The sequence below is a fragment of the Streptomyces sp. NPDC093149 genome, from assembly GCF_044754145.1.
GTDB lineage: Bacteria > Actinomycetota > Actinomycetes > Streptomycetales > Streptomycetaceae > Streptomyces.
In genome coordinates this window covers 1-12,067 of record NZ_JBIVON010000006.1, presented here as the reverse complement: position 1 = coordinate 12,067, position 12,067 = coordinate 1, and the positions used below count along the sequence as shown (strand labels likewise).

Annotated in this window: 11 protein-coding genes; 9 read left to right on the top strand and 2 right to left on the bottom strand. The window is 70.0% G+C overall.

The window, feature by feature from the left end; genetic code table 11:
• Positions 1-17 precede the first annotated feature (17 nt).
• A complete protein-coding gene (locus tag ACIQCZ_RS19280; RefSeq protein WP_351081037.1) occupies positions 18-446 on the bottom strand; it encodes a metallopeptidase family protein in 429 nt (142 codons plus the stop codon).
• A gap of 322 nt (positions 447-768) precedes the next feature.
• Here ACIQCZ_RS19280 and ACIQCZ_RS19275 point away from each other — a divergent pair, with 322 nt between their 5' ends.
• The 8 genes from ACIQCZ_RS19275 (at position 769) to ACIQCZ_RS19240 (ending at position 9,434) form a co-directional block, all read left to right on the top strand.
• Positions 769-1,146 carry a DUF3499 domain-containing protein gene (locus ACIQCZ_RS19275; RefSeq protein WP_351081039.1) on the top strand — a complete coding sequence of 126 codons (378 nt, stop codon included), beginning with the start codon at positions 769-771 and terminating at the stop codon, positions 1,144-1,146.
• 321 nt (positions 1,147-1,467) lie between these two features.
• A complete protein-coding gene (locus ACIQCZ_RS19270) occupies positions 1,468-2,841 on the top strand; it encodes a phosphomannomutase/phosphoglucomutase (RefSeq protein ID WP_402283595.1) in 1,374 nt (457 codons plus the stop codon).
• Between the two features lie 263 nt (positions 2,842-3,104).
• Positions 3,105-3,287, top strand: coding sequence for a Trm112 family protein (locus ACIQCZ_RS19265; protein ID WP_328894320.1), 183 nt, complete (start codon positions 3,105-3,107; stop codon positions 3,285-3,287).
• A gap of 56 nt (positions 3,288-3,343) precedes the next feature.
• Positions 3,344-4,480: an SIS domain-containing protein gene (locus ACIQCZ_RS19260; RefSeq protein ID WP_402283594.1), complete on the top strand. Its 1,137-nt coding sequence runs from the start codon at positions 3,344-3,346 to the stop codon at positions 4,478-4,480.
• A gap of 106 nt (positions 4,481-4,586) precedes the next feature.
• Positions 4,587-5,768, top strand: coding sequence for a mannose-6-phosphate isomerase, class I (gene manA / locus ACIQCZ_RS19255; protein WP_402283593.1), 1,182 nt, complete (start codon positions 4,587-4,589; stop codon positions 5,766-5,768).
• A gap of 87 nt (positions 5,769-5,855) precedes the next feature.
• Positions 5,856-6,866, top strand: a complete 1,011-nt coding sequence (locus ACIQCZ_RS19250; protein WP_402283591.1) for a cation diffusion facilitator family transporter — start codon at positions 5,856-5,858, stop codon at positions 6,864-6,866.
• A 334-nt stretch (positions 6,867-7,200) separates the two neighbouring features.
• Positions 7,201-8,658, top strand: a complete 1,458-nt coding sequence (gene ahcY / locus ACIQCZ_RS19245; RefSeq protein ID WP_402283589.1) for an adenosylhomocysteinase — start codon at positions 7,201-7,203, stop codon at positions 8,656-8,658.
• A gap of 164 nt (positions 8,659-8,822) precedes the next feature.
• Positions 8,823-9,434, top strand: coding sequence for a hypothetical protein (locus tag ACIQCZ_RS19240; RefSeq protein ID WP_402283588.1), 612 nt, complete (start codon positions 8,823-8,825; stop codon positions 9,432-9,434).
• An 80-nt stretch (positions 9,435-9,514) separates the two neighbouring features.
• Here ACIQCZ_RS19240 and ACIQCZ_RS19235 read toward each other — a convergent pair whose 3' ends face one another.
• The gene (locus tag ACIQCZ_RS19235; RefSeq protein WP_402283587.1) at positions 9,515-10,501 is read right to left on the bottom strand and encodes an RDD family protein; all 987 of its coding nucleotides are present in this window, start codon (positions 10,499-10,501) and stop codon (positions 9,515-9,517) included.
• A 121-nt stretch (positions 10,502-10,622) separates the two neighbouring features.
• Here ACIQCZ_RS19235 and ACIQCZ_RS19230 point away from each other — a divergent pair, with 121 nt between their 5' ends.
• Positions 10,623-11,630: a stage II sporulation protein M gene (locus ACIQCZ_RS19230; RefSeq protein WP_402283585.1), complete on the top strand. Its 1,008-nt coding sequence runs from the start codon at positions 10,623-10,625 to the stop codon at positions 11,628-11,630.
• Positions 11,631-12,067 lie beyond the last annotated feature (437 nt).

Here is a 12,067-nt window from a genome sequence, read left to right as displayed (position 1 = left end):
TGCCCGGACGGCCGGTCCTACTCCTGCCCGTACCGCGGATCCACCGACTCCGGCGAGAGCCCGAGCAGCTCCGCGACCTGTTCCACCACGACCTCGTGCACCAGCAGGGCGCGCTCGTCGCGACTCTTGGTACGGATCTCGACGGGCCGCCGGTAGACGACGATCTGCGCGGGCCGGCCCTTCTCCGCGGAGACCGCGCGCCCCAGCGGCACGGTCTCCTCCTGCGTCCCCGGCACATCGAGCACCATGAAGTCGACATCGGCCAGCTGCGGCCAGCGCCGCTCCAGCCGCTCCACCGAGTCCTGCACGAGATCACGGAAGTTCTCCGCCCGACTGACCGAGAGCGGCACCTGGGGCGGGGCGACGGGTCCGCGCATGCCGCGGCCATGGCGGTCACGACGACGCGGGCGCGGCTCGGACGGGTGGGGCGGTACGGGACTGTCCATCACTGACGCAGGGTAACCCTCCACGGGGCGGCCGGACCGCCGCTCCCTGACGGAGCGTCGGCCTGTCCAATCCTGAACAATCCGGCCAAGCAGGAGCTCGTTTCCGGCCCAGCTCCTGACCGTTGATCTCCTGCTGAATGACAGCTTTTGTGCCGAGTGGTGACCGGAATCGTTGCCGGTATGACCTGCGGTTCTGTGTTCCTTCGCAGGTCAGGAGGAGTGTCCGGAAGGCGCTCGTGCCGGAGGTGACAGGGCGACACGGAGGGGTGAGCTGAGGGAGAGTCGTCGCAGCCCGCTCAAGAGTGCGGTACCGTCCAACATCGTGAGCCCTGTACGTCGCTGTTCGCGCACCGCGTGCGGCCGCCCTGCCGTCGCGACACTGACGTACGTCTATGCCGACTCGACTGCGGTCCTCGGCCCGCTCGCCACCTATGCCGAGCCCCACTGCTACGACCTCTGTGCCGAGCACAGTGAGCGGCTGACCGCACCACGCGGCTGGGAAGTCGTCAGGCTCTCCGACCCCTCCGCCCCCACGCGCCCCAGCGGCGACGACCTCGAAGCGCTCGCCAACGCCGTACGGGAAGCGGCGCGGCCGCACGACCGCGGCCCCGACGGCAGGGGCGACGGCCCGCAGGCAGCGGATCCGATGGAGGTGGCACGCCGCGGCCATCTGCGGGTGCTGCGCTCACCGGACTCCTGAGCGAGGCATCGTTCACCGGACTCCTGAACTCCTGAGCGAGGCGTGCAGTGGCACGTCTCGTTCGCGTGTTCGCCTGGTCGTTCCTCGACGTCCCCGATCGACGGACTGACCGGTCCTGGCGCGGAGCACGACGGTGCTGGGACGGATGCTGCCCCGAGGGCTGTCCCGCCCGCCGCCGGACGACCGAGCAGCAACCGGCCTACCGGCACCGTGGGCACGACCGGGCAGCCGTGCAGCCTTGCGGCCGCAGGACCTCACGGCCCGCCCGATCGGCCGCCGGGTAGTTTGGGCGGTCCGAAGAAATCTCAGGAGGACCGGCCCGTGGCTGCTGATCTGTCGCAGATCGTGAAGGCGTACGACGTGCGCGGAGTGGTGCCCGACCAGTGGGACGAGTCGCTGGCCGAGCATTTCGGGGCCGCGTTCGTCGAGGTGACGGACGCCGACGCGATCGTGATCGGCCACGACATGCGGCCCTCGTCGCCCGGCCTCGCGGCAGCCTTCGCGCACGGTGCGGCGGCGCGCGGCGCGGACGTCACCATGATCGGCCTCTGCTCGACCGACCAGCTGTACTTCGCCTCGGGCAGCCTCGGTCTCCCCGGCGCCATGTTCACCGCTTCGCACAATCCGGCGCGGTACAACGGCATCAAGCTCTGCCGGGCCGGCGCCGCACCCGTGGGCCAGGACACCGGGCTCGCCGAGATCCGCGCCCTGGTCGAGAAGTGGTCCGAGACCGGCGTGCCGCAGCCCGCCGTCACCCCGGGCACCCTCACCGAACGCGAGACGCTTCCCGACTACGCCGCACACCTGCTGTCGCTGGTCGACCTCGCATCGATCCGCCCGCTGAAGGTGGTCGTCGACGCGGGCAACGGCATGGGCGGCCACACCGTCCCCACCGTCTTCGCCGGCCTTCCCGTGGACCTCGTACCGATGTACTTCGAGCTCGACGGCACCTTCCCCAATCATGAGGCCAACCCTCTCGACCCGAAGAACCTCGTCGACCTCCAGGCCCGGGTCGTGGCCGAGGGCGCGGATCTGGGTCTCGCCTTCGACGGCGACGCCGACCGCTGCTTCGTCGTCGACGAGCGGGGCGCGGGCGTCTCCCCGTCCGCGATCACGGCCCTGGTCGCGGCCCGCGAACTCGCCCGCAACGGCGGCAGCGGCACCGTCATCCACAATCTGATCACCTCGCTCTCCGTCCCCGAGGTCGTCCGCGAGAACGGCGGAACGCCGGTCCGCACCCGCGTGGGTCACTCCTTCATCAAGGCGGAGATGGCCGAGCACGGCGCGATCTTCGGCGGCGAGCACTCCGCGCACTACTACTTCCGCGACTTCTGGAACGCCGATACGGGGATGCTCGCCGCGCTCCACGTCCTGGCCGCGCTCGGGAGCCAGAACGGCACCCTGTCGGAACTGGTCGCCCAGTACGACCGCTACACCGGGTCCGGCGAGATCAACTCCACGGTCGCCGACCAGCCTGGCCGCACGGCGGCGGTACGCGAATCCTTCGCACCCCGCGACGGCGTGAGGACCGACGACCTGGACGGCCTGACGGTCATGGGCCCGGACTGGTGGTTCAACCTGCGGGCCTCCAACACGGAACCGCTGCTGCGCCTGAACGTCGAGGCCCGCGACGAGCGGACGATGACGGCGGTACGGGACGAGGTCCTGGCCCTGGTCCGGGCACGGGCCGCGTAGGGCGGGACCGGGCGGACGGGGACGGGCACTGCCGCGAGAGTCCGAGGGCCGGGGATTCGGCCCGGTCGAGCGATTCCGGCCTGCCGAGCGGTGCCGATCGGCCTGCCCCGCGACCCCCGCCCGGCCGAGCCCGCACCCGGCCCTCGCGCTCCTCGACCCCGCCTCGCCCCGGCCCGCGCCCCCCGTACCCCGGCGGTAGGCTGACGTCGCCCGATCCGTGTGAACCCGAACCGCTTGTTCGATTGCTTGAAGGGACTCACCCCATGCCGCTCGAAGCCGGCCTCCTGGAGATCCTCGCCTGCCCGGCCTGTCACTCTCCGCTCGACGACCGGTCGGCAGCCGACAGCCCCGAGCTGATCTGCACCGGCAAGGACTGCGGTCTGGCCTACCCGGTACGGGACGGCATCCCCGTCCTCCTCGTCGACGAGGCCCGCCGCCCCGCGTAACGGCATCCGTGCCCTAACCCGCACGGTGATCAGCATGTGATCGGAGGACCGTCCCCATGCTCGACGAGTCGCTGCTCGACGCCCCGGAATCGCTGGCCCGAGCCGACCGCCGCGGCCTGCTCCGCGGCGCCGCCGAGGCCGGGGCCCGGGTCCGCACGGCCGCCCGGCACGCGGCGGAGGCCGGGATCGCCGCGCTGAACCCGGAAGGCCGCCCCCGCGCCGTACTCATCGCGGGCTCCGGCACCGCCGCGTCCGGCGTGGCCGACCTGATCACCGCCCTGGCAGGAGCCTCCGCGCCCGTCACCCGCATCCACCCCACCGGGGTCGCCCCTGCCGCGGGCGCGCTGCGCTGGACGCTTCCCGGCTGGGCCGGCCCCGTGGACCTGCTGCTCATCGTCACGGCCGAAGGTTCCGAACCCGGCCTCTCCCTCCTCGCCGAACAGGCGTACCGCCGCGGCTGCAGCGTCGTCGCCGTCGCCCCCCGTCAGTCACCCTTGCGCGAGGCGATCGACGGGGCACACGGACTCCTCGTACCGATGGCCACCGCCCCGCACGGCGAGTACGACGCCGAGACGTCCGCGGCGGGACCCGGCACGCTGTGGGCCCTGTTCACCCCCTTGCTCGCGCTGCTCGACCGGGTGGGCCTGGTCACCGCGTCCGCCGAGGCACTGCAGAGTGTCGCCGACCGCCTGGACCGCACAGCGGAACGCTGCGGTCCGGCCATCGCCACATACAGCAACCCGGCCAAGACCCTCGCCGCCGAACTCGCCGACAGCCTGCCCCTCATCTGGACGGAGGGCGAATCCGCGGCCCCGGTCGGCCGTAGATTCGCCGCGGTCCTGGCCGAGCTGTCCGGCCGACCGGCCCTCGCCGCCGAACTCCCCGAGGCACTTCCCGCCCACGGCGCGCTGCTGGCGGGCACCTTCGCCGCCGGGGCCGACCCCGACGACTTCTTCCGCGACCGGGTCGAGGAGCCGGAGCCGCTGCACGCCCGCGTCGTACTGCTCCGCGACCGCCCCACCGGCGGACTGAGCGCCGGCCCCGCCGCCCGCGAACTGGCCCTCGGCCACGACACGGCGATCAGCGAGCTCGAACCGGACGAGGGCACCGAGCTCGAAGCCCTGGCCGAACTCCTCGCGGTCACCGACTTCGCGGCCGTCTACCTGGCACTCGCGTCGGCAGCCCGCGCCTGAGGACCCGAACCGGTCCCGCACCGCACACCACACCCCACTGCACCCGCGCCGCGCCGCCAAGCCCGCCTCCACCACCCCGATCCACGCATCTCACAAGGACGAACCCATGGACCGGCTCTCCAACACCGTGCGCCCTTACGCCTGGGGCTCCACCACCGCCATCCCCGAGCTGCTCGGCATCGCCCCCACCGGGGAACCCCAGGCCGAGATGTGGATGGGCGCCCACCCCGGAGCCCCCTCCCGCCTCACCCGCATGACCGGAACCGGAGAGGCGGGCCACGAACAGGCCCTCACCGAGGTCATCGCCGCAGACCCCGAGCGCGAACTGGGCCGGGCCACCGTCGAGAAATTCGGCCCCCGCCTGCCCTTCCTCCTCAAACTGCTCGCCGCCGGTGCCCCCCTCTCCCTCCAGGTCCACCCCGACCTCGCACAGGCCGGGCGGGGCTACGAGGACGAGGAGCGCCGATCCGTCCCGATCGACGCACCCCACCGCACGTACAAGGACGCCAACCACAAGCCCGAGCTGATCTGCGCGCTCACCCCCTTCACCGGCCTGTGCGGCTTCCGCAGGCCCACCGAGGCGGCCGAGGCGATGGCGGCTCTCGGCATCGACTCCCTCAAGCCCTACGTCGACCTGCTCGGCGCCCATCCCGAAGAGGCGGCCCTGCGCGAGGTCCTCACCGCGATCCTCAGCGCCGACCCGACGGAAATGGCCGAAACGGTGAACCTGGCAGCCGCTGCCGCCGAGCGTCTCGGCGGAGCCCACGCCCCGTACGCGCGGATCGCCCACCACTTCCCCGGCGACCCCGGTGTCCTCGCCGCGATGCTGCTGAATCATGTGGAACTGCAGCCCGGCGAAGCACTCTTCCTCGGCGCCGGTGTCCCGCACGCCTACCTGGACGGCCTCGGCGTCGAGATCATGGCCAACTCGGACAACGTGCTGCGCTGCGGACTCACGCCCAAACACATCGACGTCCCCGAACTGCTGCGCATCGTCCGCTTCGAGGCGACCGACCCCGGTGTCCTGCGCCCCGAGGCGTCCCCGTCCGGCGAGGAACTGTACGAGACGCCCGTGGACGAATTCCGGCTCTCGCGCTTCGATCTGTCGCCCGGCGCGGACCCCGTCGAACTGACCAGGGGCGCCCCGCAGATCCTGCTCTGCACCGCGGGCGCCCCGAAGGCGGGCACGCTCGGTCTCACCCCCGGCGCCTCGGTGTTCGTACCCTCCGGCGAAAAGGTCGAAGTGTCCGGTACGGGAACCCTGTTCCGCGCGACTGTGGTGGTCTGACGTACCGTCCGCACCAACGGCTGCAACAATGTCCGGCCGTACCGCGGCGCCAGGGCCGCAGCATCGAAGAAGGGACACCAGGCACCCATGAGTGCGTCAGGCGGAACCAAGGCGATCGTGGCGGCACTCGGCGCCAACCTCGCGATCGCAGTGGCCAAATTCGTGGCGTTCCTGTTCAGTGGCTCGTCGTCGATGCTCGCGGAGAGCGTCCACTCGGTCGCCGACTCGGGCAACCAGGGACTGCTGCTGCTCGGCGGCAAGAAGGCCCAGCGCGAGGCCACCCCCCAGCACCCCTTCGGCTACGGCCGTGAGCGCTACATCTACGCCTTCCTCGTCTCCATCGTGCTGTTCTCGGTCGGTGGCATGTTCGCGGTGTACGAGGGCTACGAGAAGATCAAGCACCCCCACGAGATCGAGGCCTGGTACTGGCCGGTCGGCGTACTGGTCTTCGCCGTCATCGCCGAGGGCTTCTCCTTCCGTACGGCCATCAAGGAGTCCAACGCGACCCGTGGATCTCTCTCCTGGAAGGAGTTCATCCGCCGCGCGAAGGCCCCCGAACTCCCCGTCGTGCTCCTGGAGGACTTCGGCGCACTGATCGGCCTGGTGCTTGCCCTCGCGGGCGTCGGCCTGGCCCTCGCGACCGGCAATGGCGTCTGGGACGGCATCGGAACCCTCTGCATCGGCGTCCTGCTGATCGTCATCGCGATCGTCCTCGCCGCCGAGACGAAGTCCCTGCTGCTCGGTGAGGCCGCCGGAGCCGACCAGGTCGAGAAGATCAAGGCCGCGGTCGTCGACGGCGACACGGTCACCGGCATCATCCACATGCGTACGCTCCACCTCGGCCCGGAAGAGCTGCTGGTCGCCGCCAAGATCGCGGTGCAGCACGACGACACGGCCACCGAAGTGGCCAACGCCATCAACGCCGCCGAGACCCGTATCCGCGCAGCCGTCCCGATCGCCCGCGTCATCTACCTGGAACCGGACATCTACAGCGAGGCGGCCGCCGCAGCCGGCACCAACCCCGGCAAGGCCCCGGGCGGATCTCCCTCGCCGACTCCCGACGGCCCTTCGGACTCCTCGACACATTCCGGCCACTGAACGCAGCCACGCACCCACATCCTCCGGCCCCTTCCCGACCGCCCCTCCCATCGGCGGCCACCAGCCTTTCGGCCCGCCGTCCCGATCGCCCCGGCATGCCGCTCCTCACCCCCGCCCGTCCGGGCGGGCTGGGAGCGGCTGGGCCGATCGGTGTAGATTCGATGCCAGTGTCAGACGTCGCTGCTGATGGCGGTCGATCGGTCCGTACGCGCGGACCGGCCGAGGGAGAGAGGGCCTCCGACGGACTGTGCTGCGAGCACCCGGGCATTCGTATGTCCGGCGCCGCAGAGCCAGCCGTGCCCACCTCGACACCCATCACGAGGAGCAGCCCGTTATGACAACGGTCGCCAATCGCCAGGACTTCAAGGTCGCCGACCTCTCCCTCGCGGCGTTCGGTCGCAAGGAGATCACCCTCGCCGAGCACGAGATGCCCGGCCTGATGTCGATCCGCAAGGAGTACGCCGCCACGCAGCCGCTGGCCGGTGCGCGCATCACCGGTTCGCTGCACATGACCGTGCAGACGGCCGTGCTGATCGAGACCCTGGTCGCCCTCGGCGCCGAGGTCCGCTGGGCCTCCTGCAACATCTTCTCCACCCAGGACCACGCCGCCGCGGCCATCGCCGTGGGCCCGAACGGCACCCCCGACGCTCCTGCGGGCGTCCCGGTCTTCGCCTGGAAGGGCGAGACGCTCGAAGAGTACTGGTGGTGCACGGAGCAGGCTCTGACCTGGCCGAACACCCCCACGGGTGGCCCGAACATGATCCTCGACGACGGTGGTGACGCCACGCTCCTCGTCCACAAGGGCGTCGAGTTCGAGAAGGCCGGTGCGGCCCCGGACCCGTCGACCGCGGACAGCGAGGAGTACGGCCACATCCTCACCCTGCTGAACCGTACCCTCGGTGAGTCCCCGCAGAAGTGGACCCAGCTGGCGTCCGAGATCCGCGGTGTCACCGAAGAGACCACGACCGGTGTGCACCGGCTCTACGAGATGCACCGCGACGGCACCCTCCTCTTCCCGGCGATCAACGTCAACGACGCCGTCACCAAGTCCAAGTTCGACAACAAGTACGGCTGCCGCCACTCCCTGATCGACGGCATCAACCGCGCCACCGACGTCCTCATCGGCGGCAAGACCGCCGTCGTCTGCGGCTACGGCGACGTGGGCAAGGGCTGCGCGGAGTCCCTGCGCGGCCAGGGCGCCCGCGTGATCATCACCGAGGTCGACCCGATCTGCGCGCTGCAGGCGGCGATGGACGGCTACCAGGTGACCACGCTCGACGAGGTCGTCGACAAGGCCGACATCTTCGTCACCACCACGGGCAACAAGGACATCATCATGGCCGCCGACATGGCCAAGATGAAGCACCAGGCCATCGTCGGGAACATCGGTCACTTCGACAACGAGATCGACATGGCCGGCCTGGCGAAGATCGACGGCATCGTCAAGGACGAGGTCAAGCCGCAGGTCCACACCTGGACGTTCCCCGACGGCAAGGTCCTCATCGTGCTGTCCGAGGGCCGTCTGCTGAACCTGGGCAACGCCACCGGCCACCCGTCGTTCGTGATGTCCAACTCGTTCGCGGACCAGACCCTGGCCCAGATCGAGCTGTACACCAAGCCCGAGGAGTACCCGACCGACGTCTACGTGCTGCCCAAGCACCTGGACGAGAAGGTCGCCCGTCTCCACCTCGACGCGCTCGGCGTGAAGCTGACGACGCTCCGCCCCGAGCAGGCCGCCTACATCGGTGTCGAGGTCGAAGGCCCGTACAAGCCCGACCACTACCGCTACTGATCCCGCCCGTCAGCGACCGCGCACGTCACCACCGGTCGGTGACGACCGACCGGTGACAGACGGAACAGCCTCAGCAGCAGCTACGAGCGCAGGCCCCCGCACCCCCGTGTCGGGGGCCTGCGCCGTACCGCACCCGCTCAGCCCGAGGAACCCCGAAGGACCCCATGCCCCGCGGCCGATATTCGCTCCACGATCTCCACGATCACACCCTCCTCGGCGAAGAACACTTCCAGTGCGCCCCCGGTCCCTCCGGCTGGCGCTACGTCTCCCAGACCACCGCCCCTTCCGGCGACCACCTCGGGTCCGTCGACCTCACCCTCGATGCACTGGGCCGCCCCATCCGCCTCGAACTCCACGCCGCGAGCTGGCAGGTCCGCGGCGCCGCCCTCGAAGGCGTCACCTGGGTCCGCACCGACCCGACCGGCACTCACGCCACCGAAGGCAATGCGCGCGCCCACGCCTTCACCGGCACATCCCCCGCATTCCTCGTCGCGACCGCACGACTGCTGCGCCTCACCCCCGCTTCCCCCGCGACCCGCGTCCGCCTGGTCGCCTTCACGGACCCGGTCCTCGCCCCCCGTACCGTCGACCAGTCCTGGGCCCTGGTGAACAGTGAAGCGCACACCACTGACAACGGCCCTCTGACGGTGGACGAATACCAGGTCAGCGCCTTGGACACCGGCGAACAGCACACTGTGCACATCGCCGGCGACGTGGTCCTCTCGGCGCCCGGCATCGAGCTCGAAGACCTGGAATCCCCACCGTCACCGCGCTGAGGTCTTCCGTCCGGATCTCACCGGGGCTCGCGTGCCCCGGTGCACCGATCCGGCCTGATCCAGAACGAAAGGCCACAGCACTAGGCAGGCGGCGCGAACCCCGTCGCAGCGGGCGCAGCCCCGCTCTCCTCCACCACCAGCCCCACGGGAGCGGGTGCCCCGGCGACCTCCGCAGCCGGCCGGGACTCCACCGGCAGGGGTTCTGCCGACGGGGAAGCAACATCTCCACCGTTCAATGCCCCGCTCCCCGCCTGCCCGCCCGCACCGGCGTCCGCACCCTCGACCCGCCCGGACCTCGCTTGCACCGCACTGCCTCGACCAGCGGCGAGCACCCGCCGCGCATCCCGCGCCTGGCGTTCGTTCACCACTGCCGCCAGATACGCCCCGGCCGGCACCCCCTCGGGCACCGGAACTCCGGTCCGCGTCGCCAACTCTCCGGCCAGCCGTCCCGCCATGGACCAGCCCACCTGCGCGTCGAGCTGATGGATCCGCGTCAGGTACTGGCGTATCGCCAGCCAGAGATCGTCCGGCACCGCCGACAGATCCAGTCCCGCGAACCGCCCGACCAACCACGGCGGCGGAGGCGGCACGGCAGCCGCCCGCCCGGCCGGCACCCGCTCACGTACGACGAGCGTCCCCGCGAACACATCACCGAGCCGCCGTCCCCGCGCCGACACCAGCGAAGCGATACAGGCGACAACCCCGAGCGTCATCAGAACCTCGACGACCCCCATGGCCCCGCGCACCAGAGCATGCCGGAATCGGATCGGCCCGCCGTCGTCCCGGACCACCCGCAGCCCGCACGCCAGCTTCCCCAGCGAACGCCCATGGCTGAGCGTCTCCACCGCGATCGGCCCACCCACCAGCACCAGCAGGAAGGAGGCGACGGATATCGCCGCGAGTGCCGCGTCGTCCAGCTTCGCCGTCGCCATGGCCAGCCCGATCGACACGAGGACGAACGCCGTCCCCACCAGGGCGAGATCGATGGCCAGAGCCAGAGCCCGACTCGGCAATTCAGCCGGCCGCAGTCCCAGCACGACCGCGTCCCCGGTCACGAGCTCACTCATCGCTACCCCATCCTTCGCCGGTCTTCCCTGCCCGTCGGGGCCTCAGTCTGCCAAGCTGACCCGCAGCGCGCCGCCGTAGTACGCACCCCGTACGCACCCATGCCTGGAGCAGCAGCCGACCATGGACCTCGACGTCTTCGTGACCACCCACCGCACCGAGTGGGACCGCCTGGACCATCTCCTGCGCCGCGGGCGCCGACTCACCGGCGCGGAAGCAGATGAACTCGTCGAGCAATATCAGCGCACGGCCACGCACCTCTCTCTTCTCCAGTCCAGTACCCCGGATCCGATGCTCACCGCGCGCCTCACTCAGCTCGTGGCCCGTGCCCGGTCGGTGGTGACAGGCACTCGCCGAGCCACTTGGCGCGACGCCACACGCTTCCTGACCAGTGGTTTCCCCGCCGCCGTCTACCGATCCAGACACTGGTGGATACCCACGGCTGTGCTCTCGACCTTGCTGGCCGCAGTCATCGGCTGGTGGATCGGTACGCATCCGGAAGTCCAGTCGGCCATCGCGGCACCGGACGACCTCCGCCGCCTGACGAGTCCGGGCGGGGAGTACGAGACCTATTACTCCAGCCACCCGGCCGCATCGTTCGCCGCCCAGGTCTGGACGAACAATGCCCAGGCCGCAGCCATGTGCCTGGTCCTGGGAGCGTTCCTCGGCATCCCGGTGATCTGGATCCTCTTCGCCAATGTGCTGAACCTCGGGGTCGGCATCGGTCTGATGTCCGCGGCCGGCCGACTCGACACATTCCTGGGGCTGATCCTCCCGCACGGCCTGCTCGAACTCACCGCTGTCTTCGTCGCAGCGGGTACGGGCCTGCGCCTCGGCTGGACGGTCATCGACCCGGGCCCGCAGAGTCGCCGCTCAGCCCTCGCCGAACGGGGCAGAGCGGCGATGGGCATGGCCATCGGCCTCGCCCTGGTCCTGTTCGTCTCGGGCCTCATCGAAGGCTTCGTCACCCCCTCCGGCCTTCCGACCTGGGCGAGAATCGCTCTCGGCATCACGGCCGAGCTGGCCTTCCTCGGGTACGTCTACATCCTGGGAGGCCGAGCCGCACGAGCAGGAGACCAGGGAGACCTGGATCCCACGGAACGCAGCGCCGAGCTTCCGGTCGCTGCCTGATGTGCGTACGACCCCGCTGACCTGCTAGTCTCAACTTCTCCCCAAGAGACCGTTGACACGGTGGACATGGGGAGGTAGATTTTAACGGTTGCGTCGGACTGGACAGGTCCGATCCCAACGGTTAACGTCTAGCTCGCTCTCACCGGAAACACATTTCCGCAGAGCCATTGATTCTCTCATTCCGAATCACACAGTCGATTTAGTTCGACTGAATGTTTCTGATAAAGTCGAGTCAGCCGAAAGGCAAGGCCGCTCCAATCGGCCACCGGAATTCATATTCGAACCGGAAACGGTGAGAAAAGAGTCTGGTAAGGTTGGAACCGCTGGAAAGGGAAACGCGAAAGCGTGGAACTGGAAAGCGGCCCCGCTTCGACCGGGAATCGGACACGAAAGAGTCTGATAGAGTCGGAAACGCAAGACCGAAGGGAAAAGCCCGG